The sequence below is a fragment of the Planctomyces sp. SH-PL62 genome (assembly GCF_001610895.1).
GTDB lineage: Bacteria > Planctomycetota > Planctomycetia > Isosphaerales > Isosphaeraceae > Paludisphaera.
Window position 1 is genome coordinate 2,488,359 of the sequence record NZ_CP011273.1, and the last position, 20,214, is coordinate 2,508,572.

At 70.6% G+C, this 20,214-nt stretch carries 17 protein-coding genes; 9 read left to right on the forward strand and 8 right to left on the reverse strand.

Going from position 1 to position 20,214, the window contains the following annotated elements:
- Positions 1-13: 13 nt before the first annotated feature.
- From VT85_RS09570 to VT85_RS09580, 3 genes are all read right to left on the reverse strand, one after another.
- Positions 14-874, reverse strand: coding sequence for an SPFH domain-containing protein (locus VT85_RS09570; protein WP_068421720.1), 861 nt, complete (start codon positions 872-874; stop codon positions 14-16).
- Positions 875-1,007: 133 nt separating this feature from the next.
- Complete coding sequence (locus VT85_RS09575) at positions 1,008-1,751, reverse strand: YqjF family protein (protein WP_197491189.1); 744 nt, start codon at positions 1,749-1,751, stop codon at positions 1,008-1,010.
- 257 nt (positions 1,752-2,008) lie between these two features.
- Entirely contained in the window at positions 2,009-2,650 is a 642-nt protein-coding gene (locus tag VT85_RS09580) for a PEP-CTERM sorting domain-containing protein (protein ID WP_068413872.1), read from the reverse strand.
- Between the two features lie 612 nt (positions 2,651-3,262).
- Here VT85_RS09580 and VT85_RS09585 point away from each other — a divergent pair.
- The 4 genes from VT85_RS09585 (at position 3,263) to VT85_RS09605 (ending at position 9,921) form a co-directional block, all read left to right on the forward strand.
- The gene (locus tag VT85_RS09585; protein WP_068413875.1) at positions 3,263-4,990 is read left to right on the forward strand and encodes a calcineurin-like phosphoesterase C-terminal domain-containing protein; all 1,728 of its coding nucleotides are present in this window, start codon (positions 3,263-3,265) and stop codon (positions 4,988-4,990) included.
- Positions 4,991-5,598: 608 nt separating this feature from the next.
- Positions 5,599-5,982 carry a hypothetical protein gene (locus VT85_RS09595; protein ID WP_068413881.1) on the forward strand — a complete coding sequence of 128 codons (384 nt, stop codon included), beginning with the start codon at positions 5,599-5,601 and terminating at the stop codon, positions 5,980-5,982.
- A 61-nt stretch (positions 5,983-6,043) separates the two neighbouring features.
- Positions 6,044-8,326, forward strand: a complete 2,283-nt coding sequence (locus tag VT85_RS09600) for a glycosyltransferase family 4 protein (RefSeq protein ID WP_068413888.1) — start codon at positions 6,044-6,046, stop codon at positions 8,324-8,326.
- A gap of 83 nt (positions 8,327-8,409) precedes the next feature.
- A complete protein-coding gene (locus tag VT85_RS09605) occupies positions 8,410-9,921 on the forward strand; it encodes a glycoside hydrolase family 130 protein (RefSeq protein WP_082858483.1) in 1,512 nt (503 codons plus the stop codon).
- Here VT85_RS09605 and VT85_RS09610 read toward each other — a convergent pair.
- The 5 genes from VT85_RS09610 to VT85_RS09630 all read right to left on the reverse strand — a co-directional run bounded on the left by VT85_RS09610 (position 9,905) and on the right by VT85_RS09630 (position 14,009).
- Positions 9,905-10,174, reverse strand: coding sequence for a hypothetical protein (locus VT85_RS09610; RefSeq protein ID WP_068413891.1), 270 nt, complete (start codon positions 10,172-10,174; stop codon positions 9,905-9,907). The two genes, VT85_RS09605 and VT85_RS09610, sit on opposite strands and share 17 nt — an antisense overlap.
- Positions 10,171-10,695, reverse strand: coding sequence for a hypothetical protein (locus tag VT85_RS09615; RefSeq protein ID WP_068413894.1), 525 nt, complete (start codon positions 10,693-10,695; stop codon positions 10,171-10,173). Before VT85_RS09615 ends, VT85_RS09610 begins: the two co-directional genes overlap by 4 nt.
- A 69-nt stretch (positions 10,696-10,764) precedes the next feature.
- The gene (locus VT85_RS09620) at positions 10,765-11,457 is read right to left on the reverse strand and encodes a hypothetical protein (RefSeq protein WP_068413897.1); all 693 of its coding nucleotides are present in this window, start codon (positions 11,455-11,457) and stop codon (positions 10,765-10,767) included.
- Positions 11,458-11,546: 89 nt separating this feature from the next.
- Positions 11,547-12,611: a glycosylase gene (locus tag VT85_RS09625; protein ID WP_068413900.1), complete on the reverse strand. Its 1,065-nt coding sequence runs from the start codon at positions 12,609-12,611 to the stop codon at positions 11,547-11,549.
- A 264-nt stretch (positions 12,612-12,875) separates the two neighbouring features.
- Positions 12,876-14,009 (reverse strand): Gfo/Idh/MocA family protein, encoded by a 1,134-nt coding sequence (locus VT85_RS09630; RefSeq protein WP_068413902.1) that lies wholly within the window; start codon positions 14,007-14,009, stop codon positions 12,876-12,878.
- 237 nt (positions 14,010-14,246) lie between these two features.
- Between VT85_RS09630 and purE the strand changes: the two genes are divergently transcribed.
- Genes purE through VT85_RS09655 form a run of 5 tightly spaced genes read left to right on the forward strand, consistent with a single transcriptional unit; the run spans position 14,247 to position 20,177 of the window.
- The gene (purE, locus tag VT85_RS09635; RefSeq protein ID WP_315850941.1) at positions 14,247-14,750 is read left to right on the forward strand and encodes a 5-(carboxyamino)imidazole ribonucleotide mutase; all 504 of its coding nucleotides are present in this window, start codon (positions 14,247-14,249) and stop codon (positions 14,748-14,750) included.
- On the forward strand, positions 14,747-15,901 hold the full coding sequence (locus tag VT85_RS09640) for a 5-(carboxyamino)imidazole ribonucleotide synthase (protein WP_068413905.1): 1,155 nt from the start codon (positions 14,747-14,749) through the stop codon (positions 15,899-15,901). The genes purE and VT85_RS09640 overlap by 4 nt, the downstream gene beginning before the upstream one ends.
- 59 nt (positions 15,902-15,960) lie before the next feature.
- Complete coding sequence (locus tag VT85_RS09645; protein WP_068413911.1) at positions 15,961-16,965, forward strand: VWA domain-containing protein; 1,005 nt, start codon at positions 15,961-15,963, stop codon at positions 16,963-16,965.
- Positions 16,966-16,995: 30 nt separating this feature from the next.
- Positions 16,996-18,798, forward strand: coding sequence for a VWA domain-containing protein (locus VT85_RS09650; RefSeq protein ID WP_068413913.1), 1,803 nt, complete (start codon positions 16,996-16,998; stop codon positions 18,796-18,798).
- A gap of 44 nt (positions 18,799-18,842) precedes the next feature.
- Positions 18,843-20,177: a BatD family protein gene (locus VT85_RS09655; protein WP_197491190.1), complete on the forward strand. Its 1,335-nt coding sequence runs from the start codon at positions 18,843-18,845 to the stop codon at positions 20,175-20,177.
- Positions 20,178-20,214: the final 37 nt, after the last annotated feature.

Below are 20,214 nucleotides of genomic sequence, written 5' to 3' on the forward strand. Positions count from 1 at the left end.
ACGTTTACGATCGTCAACCCTTGCTGGCGTTGACGACGGGCTGCGTCCCTCGGTCGGAGCAGAGGACGACCAGCAGGTTGCCGATCATGGCGGCCTTCTTCTCGTTGTCCAGCTCGACGATCTTCTGGTGCGAGAGCCGGTCCAGGGCCATCTCGACCATGCCGACGGCGCCCTCGACGATCATCGTCCGGGCGGCGATCACGGCCCCGGCCTGCTGGCGCTGGAGCATCGCGTGGGCGATCTCCTGGGCGTACGCCAGGTGGCTGATCCGGGCCTCCATCACCAGGACCCCCGCCTGCACGAGCCGCTCCTGGATCTCGACCTTGAGGTGCTCGGCGACCTCCGCCGTGTGGCTCCGCAGCGCGATCTCCCCCTCGACGTGGGGGTCGTACGGGTAGTTGAGGGCCAGGTTCCGCAGGGCGGCCTCGCTCTGGACGTGGACGAAGTCGTTGTAGTCGTCGACGTGGAAGAGGGCCTCGGCGGTGTCGACGACCCGCCAGACGACGACCGCGGCGATCTCGATCGGGTTGCCCGCCAGGTCGTTGACCTTCAGCCGCTCGCTCTCGAAGTTCCGCACCCGCAGCGAGACGCTCCGCTTGGTGAAGAACGGGTTGACCCAGCGCAGCCCCGGCTCGCGGACCGTCCCCCGGTAGTCGCCGAAGAACTGCAACACCTTGGCCTCGTTCGGGCCCACCGTGAACAGCCCGACCAGCCCGAAGAAGACGACCACGCCCGACAGCAGCGCCGGCACCACGAAGAAGCCGTTCTCCGTCGCGATCGCGATGAAGATCATCAACGCCCCGAACGCCACCATGCCCCCCATGCTCATCAGGGTGCCCATCCCCGACTTCGGGACGACGGGCACCTCGGTCATCTGGATCGTCGCCTTCGTCGTGCCTTCCCAGTCGGCATCCATCGTCGGAACCCCTGTTCAATTCTGGAGTCGAGTTCGTCGTTCTCGGACGTGTGTTCGTCGACGGCGGGCCGATATTGTCCGGGACGGCTCGTCAACCGACCGGCCGGAGCGGATACACGCGGACGCGGACCTCGCTCGCGTAGTGGGCGAGGGGGTCGACGCCGATCGGGCGGGGGACGTCGGCGGCGGCGGTCAGCGATTCTTCGAGATGGAGCACGCGGGCCGGCTGGAGCGGGTAGGGCGGGTGGTGGACCCGGCCCGACAGGAGCCGGCCGCGATGCGTCGTGTAAAGGATGTAGCGTTCGGCGAGGAAGTGTTCGAGCGTGCCGGGGGCCGACGCCCGGGGCGTCCCCTCGGGTTGATACGCCAGGTCGCAGCCGGCGGGGGCCGGTCCCGGCCACAGGCGGTCGGAGCGGTAGGCGATCCCTTCCGGCCCGCGCGTCAGGCTCATGCGGGCGAAGTGGTACCGCAGGCCCCAGAACCGTCGGGCGACCCGCACGGCCAGGGCGTTCGCCGCGTCCAGGCTGAAGAACCAGACGCCCGGATCTCGACCCCGATAATGCACATACGTACGGACGTTAACCTCGTGAAACCGCGAGGTCCCCGGCACCGGCGGCGCCCACGAATACCGGATCCCGGTCATCGTGAACGGGACCAGGCCGACGTAAGCGACGCCGTCGAACGCGTCGATCTCCAGGGCGTCGGGAATCAGCGGCCGGAGCGTCTCGGCCGGGATCGGCCAGTGGAGGAACAGCAGCTCCGCCCAGCGCTGGCGCATGGACGTGCGCCCGGCGGGGCGGAGCGTCGGGCTGATGCGGTCGATGTCGTCCGGCATGGCGCGACTCCCCGGCCTGGCGGCCGCCGTCCTCATCCGGCCGACGCGGCTTCGGGATGATTCTAGCGGGCCCCCGACCGCCGGGAAAGCCGCGCGGGACGGCCCCCGGCCTGGACGTCGGATCGGGGCGGGACCCCGCCGGAGGGCAAAGGGCGCGCCCTCGTCGGGATTCGCCCCTTCACGCCGCGCAGCGAAAAGCCCAGCCCCGGTTCGGGGGCTGGGCTTTCGGTCGATCCAGGATCGAGCTTGTAGTTGGTTCAGACGGTCGTCGCGCGGCGGCGGCGGGCGACGCCGACGAGCCCGAGGGCGCCGGCGCCGAGGCCGAGCATGGCGACCGAGGCCGGCTCGGGGACCGCGGCGGCGACCCCGCCGATCCGGATCTGGCGGACGTCCGTGACGCCGCCGGCGGAGGTGAAGCCCACGCTGCTGATCCGCTCGCCGTTGATGGCGGTGATGGTGAAGAAGTTCTGCCCGTTGCCCAGGGCGAACGCGGAGCTGGTGATCGACTCGGCGTTGCCGTTGGCGTCGAAGCCGTTGATGGTGAACACCGCGTCGCCGCTGCCGCTGAACAGGTTGAAGATCAGGCTGGTGTAGGTGGCGCCGGCGAGGAGGTTGATGGAGTCGAGCCCGAGGAGGCTGCCGGACTGCGCCTCGACCCGCGCCTGCCCGCTCGACGGCGAGGTCAGGACCTGCGCGGCCGACGTGATCAGCACGCCGGCATGCGTCGTGTTCGTCTCACCAGTGATCGTGTGGCCGACCTCGCCGCTCGTGAGCAGCACGTTCTCATCGACCTGGGGGTTGTTCGCCTTGACGATGACGAAATCGGCGCGAGACATGGCGGGGGCCGCGACGAGGCCCAGCAAACCGAAAGCGATCAAAAACAAGCGGCTGATCTTCATCGTCGTGGCTTCTCCAGCATGTATTTGGAACGGGAATTCCGCCGCCGCATCGCTGATGGAACGTCCCCGGGACCCCTGGGCCCACGAACACGGCCAGCTTGCGACCTCGCTCCGAGCGTCCGACCCCGGGTCCTGACGACCCGCCCTCGGCCCCAGGTCCCAGACCCAGGCGGCTCGGATCAGTCTGCGTTGAACGATATCTCGGGTGCGGAACGCTCGCTATCCGAGGTCCGGCGGGATCTGCCGAGAAGTCGCCCGAGCCCGAACCAATCCCATTAACACGTTGTCTTCAAACGACTTACGACACGATTACGTTTAACAACGCCAATCGACGCAGCGTCCCGGAACTGCATCCTCGTTGTCAAAATCGGACGTCGCGGGACCTAAAGCGACATATCCACCTTGAATGATGATTGGCGGGCTCCCTCAGGGCCGGACGAGCGGGGCACCCGTCGGCTCTCGGACGGCCTTCGAACGATCGAGGGCGACGCCCGATGCGGGAGGCGGGACGAATTTCCTCGAAGGCTCGCGAAACCTTCACGCGACGGGGCCATAATGGGGGGCCTGACTCGGCCCCACCCGCGACCCCGCATCCCCTGGAGAATCGCCGACATGAGAATCCGCGTATCCGTCGCCCTGTCCGCGGCGGCCTTCCTGGCGTTCGGCCCGCTCGCCCCGGCGCAGCAGGCGCCCAACGCGCCGGCGCCCGGCGCGCCGAAGAACCCGACGGAGGCCGTCGTCCCGGCCGACCCGAAGCCGACCCCCGCGCCGGCGGCCCCGGCCGGGCAGACGGCGACGGGCCTGGTCTTCCATGACAAGGACGGCGACGGCGTCCGCGACGAGGGGGAGCCGGGCCTGGCGGACGTCCGGGTCTCCAACGGCCGCGACGTCGTCCGCACCGACGATTCGGGCCGCTACACGCTCCCGATCGACGACGACACGATCCTGTTCGTCATCAAGCCTCGCCACTGGATGACGCCCGTCGACCACGAGCAACTGCCGAAGTTCCACTACAACCACAAGCCGGCCGGCTCCCCCAAGACCCACTTCCCCGGCGTCGCGCCGACCGGCCCGCTCCCCGCCTCGGTCGACTTCGCGCTCGTCCCGCGCGAGGAGCCCGATTCGTTCAAGCTCCTCCTCTTCGGCGACACCCAACCGCGCGACGTGAAGGAGGTCGAGTACATCACCCACGACGTGATCGAGCCCTTGATCTCCGCCAAATCCCACGGCGCGGTGCTGGGGATGACCCTGGGCGACGTGGTCTTCAACGACCTGTCCGTCTTCGAACCCCTGAAGAAGTCGATCGCGCTGCTGGGGCTCCCCTGGTACAACGTCCTGGGCAACCACGACATGAATTTCGACGCCGTGGACGACCGCTACTCCGACGAGACGTGGGAGCACTACTTCGGCCCTCCGTACTACTCGTTCGACCACGGCCCGGTCCACTTCGTGGTCCTCGACGACGTGGTCTGGGTCGCCGCCGACCCGAACGACAAGAAGTCCAAGGGGAAGTATCACGGCGGCCTGGGCGCCAAGCAGATGGAGTTCCTCCGCAACGACCTGGCGAACACCCCCAAGGACCAGCTCGTCGTCCTCACCATGCACATCCCGATCACCGAGATCGAGGAGCGCCCGGAGATCTTCAAGCTCCTGGCCGAACGCCCGCATTCGCTCTCGCTGTCGGCCCACCTGCACCAGCAGCAGCATCGGTTCCTCGGCTCGGAAGACGGCTTCCCCGGCGACGGTCCGCACCACCACCTCGTCCACGGGACGGTCTGCGGGAGCTGGTGGGCCGGCGCGCCCGACGAGAACGGAATCCCCCACGCCACCATGTCCGACGGCGCCCCCAACGGCTACTCGATCGTCACCTTCGACGGCCCGAAGTACGACGTGGAATTCCACGCCGCCCGCCGCCCCGCCAGCCACCAGATGAACATCCACGCCCCCGAAGAGGTCGCCGCCGAGGCCGCCTCGACGACCGACGCGGTGGTCAACGTCTTCGCCGGCAATGAGAAGTCGATCGTCGAGATCCGGCTCGGCGATTCGGGCGAATGGCGGCCGATGGAGCAGGTCCGTGAAGCGGACCCCTACTTCGTCGCCATGAAAGCGCTGGAGGAAGGCCCCAAGCCCCCTCCCGGCCGCAAGCTTCCCGCCCCCAACAAGTCCACCCACCTCTGGCGAGCCAGGCTGGCGAGCGAGGCCCCGGCCCCCGGCACCCACCTGATCCACGTCCGCGCCACCGACATGTTCGGCAAGACGCACGTCGACCAGCGCGCCGTGCGGTTCGCCCCGGCCTCCCAGACCGAAGCCGCCACCCCGCCGGCCCCCGCCGGCAGCTGAACCGGATTCGGCCCCGGCCGCGCGACGGGCTCGCCCTTCCTCACGGGGGGGCGGGCCCGCGTGGTTCCCGGGCCGCGCCGGAAATCGTTCCAGGGGTCCGGGATTTGCCCCTCGTTCGAAGCGGCCCGAGGGACCTCCCCCCGGTGCGGCGTCCTGAACTTGGAGCGAGCGTCATGGCAGAGAATCCCAGGAAACCGGACCAGTTCGAGAGCGACGCCGACGCGGTCGAGGGAGGCGGGGCGACCACCGACCGCGGCGGCCGCGACAGCGGCCATCCCGGGCCCGCTCCCGGGGCGGTCGAAAAGGAGCGGGAACGCGCCGATCGCGAGAAGCGCCCCGGGGGCGAAAGCGGCGATCCCTCGACCGAAAGTCGGAAATAGACGAGGCCCCGGACTTCGCCGGCGTTCGATCGCATCGCTTCGAATCGCCCTATCGGGCCGTCCGCCGTCGAGGGGCCTGGAACAGGGCGGGGCGCGTCGGAAATCTCGGCTCGAGGACGCCGCGCCGCCGAGGGGCCCTCTGGCAAAGCCGGCCGGCGACGGGTATTCTCACGGTGGGCCCCTTGCCGGTCTGGAGAATCGTCGGCGGGGCCCGAGGAGGTCGTCTCCATGAGTCTGGCCAACGTCTTCCGCGCGATCGCAGCCGCGACGGTCCTGGCGGCCTGGTGCGGCGAGGTCCGCGCCCAATCCGCGCCGGCGTCGCGCTTCAACCGCACGAGGAGCGTGGTGGGGGCCGGGACGAGGCCGCCGGCCCGCCAAGCGGTCGCGGTCGATCGGACCAGGGCGGCCTCGCGAATCGGGGCCGACCTGCTGGCCCCTTATGGCGTTCGGCCCGGCGTCGGATCCGGGAGCCCCTCAAGGCTGACGCCCCCGCCGCCGCCCCGGCCGACCTCGCCGCCCATCGTCAGGGACTACTTCCCGAACGGGAGGAGGGGCCAGCTCGGGCACGTCTGCACGCCCTCGCGGGCGAGAGTTCTCGGCCCGAGTCGTTAGCCAAGCCCCGAAACGTCGCCCGGGCCGTCCCGCGGGGCCCCGGCATGATCCGTCAGGTGTTATGAACCGAACCAGCGAAGTCCGGAAGATCGCGTTCATCGGCGACTATCTGCCGCGCAAGTGCGGGATCGCCACTTTCACGCACGACCTCTGCACGTCCACGGCCACCCAGTTCCCGTCGGCCGACTGCTTCGTGGTCCCGGTCAACGACCTCGCCGGGGGGTACGACTACCCCCCCGAGGTCCGCTTCGAGATCGAGGAGCAGGAGCTCGACTCCTACCTCCGCGCGGCCGACTTCCTGAATTTCAGCAACGCCGACGTCGTCTGCCTCCAGCACGAGTACGGCATCTTCGGCGGCCCGGCCGGCAGCCACATCGTCCGGCTCCTTCGCAACCTGCGGATGCCGATCGTCACCACGCTGCACACCGTCCTCAAGGATCCCGACGCCAACCAGCGGCGGGTGATGGACGAGATCCTCGAGCTTTCGGCGCGGGTGATCGTGATGTCGGAGCGGGCCAAGGCGTTCCTGCTGGACGTCTGGAAGACGCCGGAGTCCAAGATCGACCTGATCCCCCACGGCATCCCCGACATGCCGTTCGTCGACCCGGCCTTCTACAAGGACCAGTTCGGCGTCGAGGGGAAGCACGTCGCCCTGACCTTCGGCCTGCTCTCGCCCAACAAGGGCATCGAGTACATGCTGGAGGCGATGCCGGCGATTCTGGAGGAGTTCCCGAACTTCGTCTACATCGTCCTGGGCGCGACCCACCCCAACCTCGTGAGGGAGCAGGGGGAGCGCTACCGGATCAGCCTGGAGCGGCTGGCGAGGAAGCTGGGCATCCGCGAGAACGTCAGCTTCTACAACCGGTTCGTCGAGCTGCCGGAGCTGATCGAGTTCATCGGCGTGGCCGACATCTACGTCACGCCCTACCTGAACCCGGCGCAGATCACCTCGGGGACCCTGGCGTACGCCTTCGGCTGCGGCAAGTCCGTGGTCTCGACCCCCTACTGGCACGCCGAGGAGCTGCTGGCCGACGGCCGCGGCGTCCTGGTGCCGTTCGCCGACTCCCAGGCGCTGTCGACCGCGATCCGCGACCTGTTGCGCGACGATTCGCGGCGTCACGCCATCCGGAGGCGGGGCTACATGATGGGCCGCGAGATGATCTGGAGCCGCGTGGCCCACCAGTTCGTCGAGTCGTTCCAGCACGCGCGGCGGAGCCGCCTCGACGTGCCGATCAAGCCCCTGGCCGTGCGGACCCTGGCCGAGCAGCCGCTGGACCTCCCCGGCTGGCGGCTCGACCACCTGGCGCGGATGAGCGACTCGGCCGGGATGATCCAGCACGCCACGTTCACCATCCCCAACTTCGCCGAGGGCTACTGCACCGACGACAACGCCCGGGCCCTGTTGCTGACGGTGCTGCTGGAGCAGCTCGGCCAGAACAGCCCCCAGACGGCCCGCCTGGCGTCGACCTACGCGGCGTTCCTCAACTACGCCTTCGACCCGGCGCGGGGGCGGTTCCGCAACTTCATGAGCTTCGACCGCCGCTGGCTGGAAGACGTCGGCTCGGACGACAGCCACGGCAGGGCGATCTGGGTCCTGGGCGCCTGCGTCCACCGCTCGCGCCGCCACGACCTCCAGTTCTGGGCCTCCCACCTGTTCGACCAGGCCCTCCCCGGGTTGCTGGAGACCACGTCACCCCGGGCCTGGGCGTTCGGGCTCCTGGGCGTCTGCCACTACCTCCAGCGGCTCGCCGGGGCGAGGCCCGCCAGCCAGGCCCGCGACCTGCTGACCCAGAAGCTCCTCCGCCTGCACGAGGCCGTCGCCGACGACGGCTGGCGGTGGCTGGAGGATCGCCTGACCTACGACAACGCGCGGCTCTCCCACAGCCTGATCGCCAGCGCCCGCAACGGCGGCCCCCCCGAGGCGCTCAAGGCCGGGCTCGACACCCTGGCCTGGCTGGTCGAGCATCACAAGGCCCCCTCGGGCTGCTTCCGCCCCATCGGCTGCAACGGCTTCTACGTCCGCGAAGGGGTCCGGGCCCAGTTCGACCAGCAGCCCGTCGAGGCCCAGGCCATGGTCGCCGCCTGCCTCGAGGCCTACCAGGCCACCGAGGACCCCGCCTGGCTCGCCGAGGCCCGCCGCGCCTTCGAATGGTTCCTGGGGGGCAACGACCTGGGCCTGGAGCTGTACGACGCCAAGTCCGGCGGCTGCCGCGACGGCCTCCAGGAAGACCGGATCAACCAGAATCAGGGTGCCGAATCGACCCTGGCCTTCCTCCTCTCGCTCGCCGAGATGAAATTGATCGAAAGCGCCCTCTCGCACCAACGCCAGGTCCAGGCGCCCTGACCCGCCGGCCGACCCTCCGATCCCCCCTTCGGCGGCGACGACCCCTCGCCATCCCATCCCAACCCGATCCAGGATCCTCTCGCATGGATGTTTCGACGACGACGACGACGACCCCGGCCACGGACGAGGCCGCCGTCGCCTGCGCGCAGCTCCGGGTCGACCGGACCGCCATCGTCCTGCGGCCCAACAACAGCCGCGTGGTGATCCGCCCCTTCCAGCCGGCCGACGACCACCGCGTCGAACGGATCATCGGCCGGATCTGCGCGCTCTCCGAGGTCGAGGTCGAGCGCCAGTTCGAAGAGGTCATGGACGAGTTCCGGGACCGCCACCAGAAGATCCGCCGGTATTTCCTCCAGCGGTACGAATGCGTCCGCCACCTGATGCTGACCGATCAGCCCGTCAGCGAGGCCCGCCGGCTGCTCATCGGGGCCTACTTCACCCAGGAGTACGCCTTCGAGTCCGCGGCCCTGTTCAACCCCTCGATGGTCTGGGCCCCGGACCAGTCGGGCCTGCCCGAAGGCTCGCGCCGGTTCATCATCAGCCTGCGGGCCACCGGCGAGGGGCACATCTCGTCGATCACCTTCCGCTCCGGGGTCGTGGACCGGGGCCTCCGGATCCAGATGGACGAGCCGACCCGGTTCGTCACCGCGCCCGAGCAGATCCCCGACACCCTGTTCGACAAGGTCCTGTTCTTCCGCAAGCTCGTGGAACTGCGGATCGACGGCCCGTTCGCCGAGCAGGTCCTGGAGACCCTGGAGGACCAGTTCACGGATGAGCAGCTCGAGGCCGCCATCGGGCTGGCCCTCCACCGCGCGCGTCCCCGTCTCCATGAGCTGGAGCCGCTGGCCCAGGGCATGCGCACCCTCGTCGGCGCCAACTACGAGGTCGCCTTCGAGCCGGAGCTGAACGTCTCCGAGCGGATCATCTTCCCCAACTCGCCCACCGAGACCAACGGCATCGAGGACGCCCGCTTCGTCGAGTTCCGCGACGACGACGGCTCCATCACCTATTACGCCACCTACACCGCGTTCGACGGCAAGGTCGTCCTCCCCCAGATCCTGGAGACCAAGGACTTCCTCCGCTTCAAGGCCAGCACCCTCAACGGCCCCGAGGTCCGCAACAAGGGGATGGCGCTCTTCCCCCGCAAGGTCAACGGCCTCTACGCCATGCTCTCGCGCCAGGACAACGAGAACATCTTCCTGATGTACTCGGACATGCTCCACTTCTGGTACACCAAGGTCCCGATCGCCAAGCCGACCTACGCCTGGGAGTTCGTCCAGCTCGGCAACTGCGGCTCCCCCATCGAGACCGACGCCGGCTGGCTCGTCCTCACCCACGGCGTCGGCGCCATGCGCAAGTACGCCATGGGCGCGTTCCTGCTCGACAAGGACGACCCCTCCCGCCTCATCGGCCGCCTCGAACACCCCCTGCTGGAGCCCAACGCCAACGAGCGCGAGGGCTACGTCCCCAACGTCGTCTACTCCTGCGGCGGGGTCGTCCACGACGGCGTCCTGATCATCCCCTACGCCATGTCCGACTACGCCAGCACCTTCGCCACCATCCCCGTCGACGACATCATCAAGGCGATGGTCTGAGCCCGGGACGATCCGAGCCCCTCCGGAGTCGCGGCGTCCGCAGCTCGATGAGCCGTTCGCAACGCTCGCGATCCGAGGGGGGCGCGGGGAGACCCGCCTCCCAGTCGTCCAGCAGCTCGATCGCGATGAACACCTCCAGGAAATAGACGCACCCGCGCCGTCGAGGATCCTCCCGGCCGCTGAACTCAGCGGAATCCTCGAGCGCGACGGCCGGCGAATCGCAGGTCCACGGCCGGGCCGCATGGATCGTCATCCGAGGATCGAGCGTATCCAACCGCGCCACGAGTTCCACGAGGGTCGTCGGCGTCTCATCGGCCCAATCGAGAGGGGGCTTCCCTTCGTCCCTCGCGACAGCAAGAAGGCCGCCAACGGCCCGACCAGCGCGAACGACGCCATCCCCAGGAAGATCCGCGTGTGCAGCCGGATCGTCGCGAAGGGCCGCCAATCGCCGTCGCCCTCCTGCGTCATCGCGAAGACGGCCATCGTCACCATCAGGGAGATCCCGAGCGCGAAGGCCGTCCACGCGAGGCGGTCCCGGATCGGCGTCGGCCGGTCGGCGGGAACCCTCGGCAGCAGCCAGAACATGAGCAGGACCACCGGGATTCCGACGATCGGGAAGCCGATCGCCAGGAGGACGAGGATCGGTGCGACGGCCCGCGTCGCCGCCGGGAGCCTCGGCCCCTCCCAGGACGCGACGGGACGCCAGATCGCGCAACTCGCGATGGCGAAGCAAGGCAGGCCGAGGAAGCAGAAGACCCTCAGGAAAGCCCACATCTTTAGGATCGCTCCACCGGAATTCCGTGCTCCGCCACCGTCGCCGGTCGCCGGCGTTCGAGGAGGAGCCTAGAGGCTCCGGGGCAAGACGCCTCGCGTCGACCCGGCCAGGACGGCCACGACCAGGAGCAGGCCGACGACGACCGCCGCCCGGGCCGCTCGATCGCGCCGACCGAGGACGGAACGCAGGCCGGAACCGACGCCGACCAGCAACGGCGCCGCGATCCAGTAAGGGAGGAGCGGTGGAACGTCCCGCCCTCGGGCTCGAACGTCGCCGACGAGGTGGGCGACCCCCATCGCCGCAACGGCGGCGAGGAGCCATCCCAGGCCGAGCAGAACGCCCCCGAGGGCAGGGCCAGCGTTCCCGTCCCCGTCGCGCCGGATCGCCAGCGAGGCGATGAAGCAGGCGACGGCCCCCGCCAGCAATATCGGAAGGCCGAACAACCCGAGAATCGCCACAGGCGTAAGCCACGCGCCAACGAGCATCAGGAAGAGTCCCGTCCGGCGGCTCCCCGCCAGGGCCCGGGAAAAGGCTGCGTAACGACCCTGGCCATCACCCTCCGACCCGAACGGCCGCGCGTCGGCCTGGATCCGCCACCGCGTCCGGAAGCCCACGACGACGCTGACGAGCAACCAGCCGGCGGCGTAGACCAGCAGGCCCGCGACGACCGAGACCTGGCGACTCAACCCAAGCCACTCATGAACCATCCCGAATCCGCCGACCACCAGCAGGATCGCCAGACCGAAAAACCACCTGCTCATGCCTGGGCTCCGATCTTCCCCGTCCGGGGGGGCTGACGGACCGCATCGACGCGGGGTGTCGAGAGGACGCTCGGCCGGACAGTCGATCCTCACACCTCCACCAGCGACCCCCGCAGATCGTCCCGCCCGAACTCGACGACGGCGGTCGAGGAGTCGGCGGCGCCGTAATAGACGAGCCAGCCGTCGGGGGACTCGACGATCCCGGTGGGGAAGACGACGTCGTCGACGAACCCCCGGCGCTCGAAATCGGCGGTCGGCTCGAAGATCGAGTCGGGAGTGCGGGCGAGGACGAGCGATGGGTCGTCGAGGTCGAGCAGGAGGGCGCCGGTGGAATAGGCGCCGACCTCGCCGGGCTTGGTCGGGCGGCGGTTGCCGTGGTAGATCTCCAGCCAGCCGTCGGCGACCCGGACGGGGGGCGTCCCCGCGCCGACGCGGCCGGTCTCCCACGAGCCGCCGCCGCCGTGGAGGCAGGCGTGGCGTCCCCAGTGCTTCAGGTCGGGCGAATGGGCGATCCACATCTCGGGACGGTTGAACGGCGTCGCCGGGTTAGGCCGATGGATCGCCGCGAACTCGCCGCCGATCCGCTCGGGGAACAGCACCACGTCCTTGTTCTCCGAGCAGAAGACTACGCCGTGCCGCGCGAAGGTCCGAAAGTCGGCGGTCGACGCCAGCGACGTGCAGGCCCCATGCCGCGACACCGACACATAGGTGAAATAGAAGCGCCCGTCAAGCTCGGTGATCCTGGGGTCCTCGACCCCGAACTCCTCCATCTCGCCCTCGGGGACGAAGCGGACGTCGGTGGTCTCGCGGACGGAACGGCCGTCGCCCAGGCGGACGACCTGCAAGTGCGACGTGAACGTCAGCCGGACGAGACCGTCGGCCTTGCGCTCGACGACGCGGGGGTCGATCGGCCTCAGTTCGTCGTTCGCGACCCAATCCACTGTCAGCCCGGCGTCGGCGTCCCAGCGGGGCAGGGCCGTATAGCCCTCCCGCGTCTCGCGCGGGCGTTCGGCCACCCGGACGAGCATGACGACCTCGTCCCCGGCCCGGATCACCCCCGGATTGAAGACGCCGACGACTTCGAAATCCTCGCGCGAGGGCTTCACGTCGGCGGGAGTCAGCAGGAGCTTCTCGAATCGCCTGGGCAAGATCATGGGAGTCGCTCCGTAGGTAAACGCCAATCGATTCGATCATCCCTTCCCCCCTCGCGGGGGAAGGTGGCCCGCAGGGCCGGATGAGGGGGAAGACGAGCATGAGAGCCGTCGGCGTTTCGGGCGGCCGGTCTGCGAATTCCGACGGCCGACTTGCTCGTCTTCCCCCTCATCTGACCCCTTCGGGGTCTGTCTTCCCCCGCGAGGGGGGAAGGATGTTACGGTTCGAATGCGAGTCTCGTGCTCGCTTACTCCCGCGAAAAAGCCTCACGCCGAGGCTTGCGCCAGGCGGTCGGCCTCGCAGGCGAGGCCCAGGGAGTCGCGGCCGTTGGATTCGGTGATGACGCGGCGATGGGAGCGGTCGCGGATCCAGGCGACCTGATCGGCCATGACGCTGCGGAGGAGCTCGCCGTAGCGGTGCGACTTGACCACGCCCTCGCCCCAGGTCAGTTCGAGCGTCTGGTAGACGTCGAGCGACTTGTGGCGGGCGGCGCAGGAGCGGTCCTTGGGGGCGTAGGTGGTGGTGCAATCCAGGCGGGCGCCGGGGAAGAGGTCGCAGAGCGCCCGGGTCTGGGCCTCGTCGGCGACGGCGTGGACCTTCACGACGGTCGGGATCCAGCCGAAGAGCGTGACGTCGCCGCGCTCGAAGACGATGCGAAGCTCCTGCCGGTCCATCCGGCCGGGCTGGTGGAATCCGTGGTAGAAGTTGATCAGCACATCGTTCGCGTACCGCACCGAGCACTGGACCTGCTCCTCGATGGGCGTCGGGGAGCCGGGCCGGAGCCCGCGCTGAGCGGCCACGACGCGGCCCTCGCCGAGCCAGCCGGCGAAGAGGTCGAAGAAGTGGACGCCGTGCTCGATGAAGATGCCGCCGCTCTTGGAGCGATCCCAGAACCAGTGCCCGGGGCCGAGATTCTCGTCGGACGCGTAGTTCTCGAAGAAGCCGTGGATCGGCTCGCCCAGGACCTTGTCGGCGATCAGCCGCGACACGGCGTCGTACACCGGGTTGTACCGCTGCATCAGATTGGCCGTGAGCAGCCGGTCGGCGCGGCGGGCCTCGGCGATCATCTCGTCGGCCTGCTCCAACGTCATCGCCAGCGGCTTCTCGCAAACGACGTGCTTGCCGGCGCGGAGGGCCCGGATCGCCTGGTCGTGGTGCAGGAACGGCGGCGTGGAGATGTAGACCAGGTCGACGTCCTCGCGGGCCAGGAGCGAATCGACCGCCTCCACGTCCGGGATGCCGTACCGTTTCGCCGCGGCGATCGAGGCCTCGCGGGCCGTGCCGGCCATCGCCACCAGCCGGACGCCGGGAACCTGGACGAACTGCTGCAACGCGTAGAGGCCGAAGCCCCCGCACCCGACCACACCGACCCGAACCTCGTCCCGATCCGTCTCCGTCATCCGGCCGACCTCCTCTGGCGTGCACCTTGGGCGTTGGAGCGCCATTGTCGCCGTCCCGCCCGGCCCGGTCAATTCGGGCGAAAGCCCCGGCGCATCCCGAAACGAGGGTGGGCAGGGCCCCCCACGCGGCGGATAATAGGTTGAAGCCGGGGCGCAGGACGTCCGAAATAGACTCGAAGCCGACGCCGCGATCATCCGGGAGACGCCGCGCCATGACCAGGAAGCCGCTGTAAGCCCATGAACATGAATCCAGAACAGAACGAGTCCCCCCTCGTCGGCGTCGTGATGGGGAGCAAGTCCGACTGGGAGACGATGCGGCACGCGTCGGAGCTGCTCACGGAGTTGGGGATCCCGCACGAGACTCGGGTGGTCTCCGCCCACCGGACGCCCGACCGGCTGTTCGCCTACGGCCGCGAGGCCGAAGGCCGGGGGCTGGAGCTGATCATCGCCGGGGCCGGCGGCGCGGCGCACCTGCCGGGGATGCTGGCGGCGATCACGATCCTGCCGATCCTGGGCGTCCCGGTCGAGAGCAAGATGCTCAAGGGGATCGACTCGCTCCTCTCGATCGTCCAGATGCCGCGCGGGGTGCCGGTCGGCACGCTGGCCATCGGGGCCTCGGGCGCGGCGAACGCGGCGCTGCTCGCGGCGGCGATCCTGGCCCGCAAGCACCCGCATGTCCGCGAGGCGCTCGCCGCGTTCCGCAAGGCCCAGACCGACGCGGTGGGAGAATCGCCCCGATGACCTCCGGCGAGGAATCGAACGTCCTGCATCCCCCCGCGTCGATCGCGGTCGTCGGCAGCGGACAGCTCGGACGCATGTTCATCCAGGCGGCGCAGCGGATGGGCTACCAGGCCGGCGTGCTCAGCGCCACCGCCGAGACACCGGCCGCGCAGGTTGCCGACTGGACCGTGCTCGGCCCGCCCGACCACCTGCCCGCCCTCCGCGCCCTGGCCGACCGCGCGTCGGCCGTGACCGTCGAGTTCGAAAACGTGTCGGCCACCGCGCTCCGCTGGCTGGCCCGACGGCGGATCGTCCGGCCGGGCTGGCGGACGCTCTGGGTCAGCCAGAACCGGCTCCGCGAGAAGACGTTCCTCGCCCGCCACGGTATCCCCCACGCCCCCTGGCGCCCCGTTCGAACGGCCGACGAGTTGGCGACGGCCGTCCGCGAGTTGGGGACGCCCCTGATCCTGAAGACGTCGGATTCCGGCTACGACGGCAAGGGGCAGGTGCTCGTCGAGCGGGGCGCGGACGCCGACTCCGCCTGGGGAAGCCTGGGCCGGACCTCATGCGTGGCCGAGGGCTGGGTCGAGTTCGCCGCCGAGGCGTCCGTCGTCGTGGCGCGCGGGAGGGACGGCCAGGCCGCCGCCTTCCCCGTGGGCCTGAACCACCACGAGCGGCACATCCTCGCCAGCACCATGACCCCCGCCCCCGTCGGCCCGGTCGTGGCTCAGGAGGCGCGCGAGACGGCCCTGGCCGTGGCCCAGGCGCTCGACGCCGTCGGCGTGCTCTGCGTCGAGTTCTTCCTGACCTCGGCCGGCCGGCTCCTGGTCAACGAGATCGCCCCCCGACCCCACAATTCGGGCCACCTGACGATGGAAGCGGCCCTCACCAGCCAGTTCGAGCAGCAGGTCCGCGCCCTCTGCGGCCTCCCCCTCGGCTCGTGCGACCTGACCTCCCCGGCCGCGATGGTCAACCTGCTGGGCGACCTCTGGGCCGGCGGCGAGCCGAACTGGGCGCGGGCGCTCCGCGATCCCGGCGTGAAGCTCCACCTTTACGGCAAGCGCACCGCCAAACCCGGCCGCAAGATGGGCCACATCACCGTCCTCGACCCAAGCCCGGAACAGGCCCTCGCCCGCGCCCTGGCCGCGAAGCAGGCGCTGACACAGAACTAAAGCGACTCCGGCGCAAGCATTCCTTCCCCCCTGGTGGGGGAAGGGAGGACAAACCTCTCATGCGATTCGCCCAACCGGTCTGGCTCATCCTGCTGGGGTTCGCGGTCCTGCCGCTGGTTCGCGAGCGGATGCGGGGGCGGGTCGCCTGGCCGAGCCTCTCGGGGTTCGTCGGCGGCGGGGCGGGGGCCTCCCCCTGGGCCTGGTTCGCGTGGCTGCCGGCGGCCTTGCAGGCGCTGGCGATCGGGGCGATCGCGGTGGCGGCGGCCCGGCCGCAGACGGTCGGCGGGGTGGTGCGGATCGCGGCGAAGGGGGTCGCGATCGTGGTCGCGATGGATCAGAGTTCGAGCATGAACACGGTCGACTTCCCGGCCGACCGCGACACCCGGCGGATCAGCCGGCTGGAGGCCGCGCGCGAGACCTTCGCGCGGTTCGTGGAGGGCCGCCCCGAGGACCTGATCGGGCTGACGACGTTCGCCAACTATCCCGACCTGGCCTGCCCGCCGACGCTCGACCACCGGTTCCTGATCGAGACGGCGGCGGCCGTGCGTCCGGCCCGGCCGGGGGACGACGGCACCAGCATCGGCGACGCGATCGCCTGGTCGCTGGAGGCCCTGCGGCTCGCCTCGCCGGCCAAGAAGGTGCTCATCCTTTTGACCGACGGCAATGACGCGCCGGCCGTGCCGAACCCACTCGCCCCCGAACGCGCCGCGGAGCTGGCCCGCGACCTCGGCGTGACGCTGCACACGATCGCCGTCGGCCGCGAGGGGGGCGTCGTCCACGGGGTCGACGCGACCGGCGCCCCGGTCGTCGCCGAGCGCGAGGGGCCGAACGTCGAGCTGCTGGAACGCCTGGCCGCGACCACCGGCGGCCGTTCCTTCCGCGCGACCGACGCCGACGCCCTCGACGCGGTCTTTCGCACGATCGACGCCCTGGAGAAAAGCCAGATCCGCGACGAGGTCCGCACCCGATACGACGAGCGGTTCGCCCCCTGGGCCGCCGCCGCCGTCGGCCTGCTGGCCCTCGACCGGCTGCTGGCCTGCGGACGCCTGCGACGACTCCCCTGACGAGACGAGAACATCCCGAGGCATCGCGTCATGGATTTCGAGAACCCCCAGCGCCTCTGGCTCCTGCTCGGCCTCCCCGCCCTGGCGGTCTGGTCGTGGCGAGCCGCGCGGCTGCGCGCCCGGGGCTGGCGGGCGCTCGGCCTGTGGGGGAGGCCGCCGGGAGATCGTTCGATCGAGATCCTGATCGCCGCGGCGCTCCTCGTCCTGGCCCTGGCGCGGCCTCGGATCGGGTTCGCGTCCGACGAGCCGATCGGGCCGGGGCAAGACGTCGTGCTCGCCTTCGACGTCAGCCGGAGCATGGCCGCCGAGGACGCCACGCCCGATCGGCTGGGCCTGGCCGTCGAGACGGCGCGCGGGCTGGTCGAAGCCCTGGCGCGCGAGCCCGCGAACCGCGCGGGGGTGGTCGCGTTCGCCGGCCGGGGCGTCCTCCGCTGCCCGCTCACCCAGAACATGGGAGCGGTCGTCGATGCGATGAACAGGCTCCGTCCCGGCGACGTACGGCCCGGCGGCACCGACCTGGGCGCGGCGATCGACGCGGCCGTCGACGCCTTCGATCCGGGCGAGGCCGACGAGGGCCGGACGATCCTCCTCTTCTCCGACGGCGAGGATCACGAAGGGCGGTGGGCGCATTCCCTGGAGCGGGCGCTCGCCAGGGGGGTCGTCGTCCACACGGTCGCGATCGGCGACGCCGAGGCGGGGGCGCCGGTCCCCTCCGGGACGCCCGCCCGCCCCCTGATCCACCAGGGCGAGCCGGTCGTCTCGAAGCGCGACGACGCGGCGCTCGGGGCGATCGCGGAGCGGAGCGGGGGGGCGTCGATCAAGCTCGGCCTGGCGACCGCCGACCTCGGGGTGCTGTACCAGGAACGCATCGCCCCGGTGGCCCTGGCGCACCGCCGCGCGGCGAGGGCCGCGGCGCGTCCCGAGCGGTTCGGCCTGTTCCTGGTCGCGTCGGCCGGATTCCTGATCGCCGCGGGCCGACCCGGCGACCGTGGCCGACGTCCCAGACGCTCCCCTCGGCTCGCCGCGTCCGCCTCGGTCCTCGTCCTCGCCCTGCTCGCCCCGACCCAGTTCGGCGCCGACGGCCCACCGCCCGCGCCGGGGACCGCCGCCGAGGCCGTCGCGCGGGGCCGGGCCGATTACGACGCGGGCCGCTTCGCCGAGGCCCTCGCCGCGTTTGAAGAGGCCGCCGCGAAGGCGCCCGCGAATCCCATCCCCCCCTACGGCGCCGCCGCGACCCTGTACCAGATCGGCCGCTTCCCCGAAGCCCTTGCGCGCTACGAGGCAGCCCGCGAGCGAGCCGACGCCGCGCTGCGGACCCGGATCGACTACGCGCTGGGGAACGTCGCGCTCAGCCTCGGCGACCTCCCGCTCGCGGTGCAGTCCTATGACGCATGCCTGAGATCGAAGGCCCCCGGCGCGGACCTCGACGCGGTCCGCCGCGACGCCGCCGTCAACCGCCTCTTCGCCCTGGAGCAGCTTCGCAACGAGCTTTCCCAGCAAGACGAGGAGAAGCCCGAGGAGGCCCCGAACTCGGCCGCCCCTCCCGACGCCACGCCCAAAGCGAGCGACGCCCAACCGGACGACGGCCCCGGCGACGACCCCGACGGCCAGCCCCCGGACTCGGCCGACGCCGACCCGACCGACGCCCGCGCGAGCGACCGCCCCAGCCCTCGCCAGCGCGGCGGCGCCGGCGGAGACGCCGCCGCCCCCCCCGGAGCCTCCCCCGAGGACCGCCTCGACGCCGCCCTCGAACAGATCCGCGAGGCCCGACGGCGACGACTCCCCGACGACCAACCGCCCGACGATCCCCGCGTCGACGGCAAGGACTGGTAACGCGGATAATGGCACCACCACATTTCGACATCAACAAATCCTCCATGAGCCCCGTTCACGCACACCACGGCCAATCCTCCCTTCGCCCCTGGCGGAGGAAGGGTTTACTGGCGGGGATCGCGGTCTTCCTCATGCTCGGCTCGAACCTGCGGGCCGAGGACCTGACGGTCCGCGCGCGGGCGAGAGGGGAGCGGATCCTGGTGGGGCAGGGGGTGGACGTGTTCGTGGACGTGGGGGCGAGGGAGCAGCGGCCGAAGCTGGAGCCGCCCGCGCTCAAGGGGGCGCGGATGTGGCTCGTCGAGGAGGCGTTCCGCCCCCTGGGGCTGAGCGCGATCGGCGGGAGCGTCGCGAGCGACAACGCGTTCTCCACCCGGTTCCGACTCGTCGCGACGGCGCCGGGACGGCTCGACGTGCCGCCGATCGTCGCGAGGCTCGGCGACCGATCGGGTCGGAGCAAGGCCCTCCGGTTCACGGTCGAGAATCCGCCGGTCGCGGGTCGGCCGCCCGGGTTCCTCGGGGGCGTCGGCGACTTCACCGCCTCGGCCGAGGTCGATCCGGGTCAGGTGCGCATGGGGGGTGAAGTGACCTATCGAATCCGCGTTCAGGGCCCCGGCGCGTGGGGGATGACGACTGGGCCGGACCTGGGTCGACTGCGCGGGTCGTCGATCGAGCCGCGGCTGGAAAGGCTCGCGGACGAGACGTCCGACGAGCCGCCGGGTCGGGCGTTCGTCTTCCGGGTCCGGCCGATGAAGTCGGGCGAGGTCGTCCTGCCGCCGGTTTCGATCGCGGCATTCGATCCTCGCATCGATCGCTACATCACCCGAGCGACGAACGGCGTCCCGCTCAAGGTGGTCGCCGTTCCGGACTTCGACGCCGGCGGACTCGACTACCGACCGCCGACCCCGGACGCCTCGGCGCGACGGATCGCCGTGGGGCTCGCGCTGGGGATGCTGACTCTGGCGGCGGTCGGCCTGTTCGCGCTCCGAAAGCGGATCGCGGCGGCCTGGCGTCGGCGGTTCCCCGGCGGCGCTCGCGAGGCGAGACGGTTCGCGGCCGAAGCCGGCGCACGGCTCGGCGACGACGCGGGGAGCGTGGAAGACCTGGCGCGACGGATGATCGAGGCCCTGGTGGAATATGCGAGGAAGGCCGTCGGGCGGCCCCCCGGCGCCTTGACGCCGGGCGAGGCCGAAGCGGCCGTGGCGAGGGCCAGCGGCTCGAACGAACTGGGTCGTCGCGCGGCGAGTCTCGCCGCGCGTTGCGATCAGATCCTGTTCGCCGCCCGCGGATCGGGCGGCGGGTCGGTGGAGGGGGACCGCCTGAAGGAGGATGCCCGGGAACTGTTTGAAGCTCTCGGGCGGTCGGCGGGTCGGAAGCGGTGAGGAAGAGCGAAGCGGGGCCGGCGGCGCGCCGCTCGAT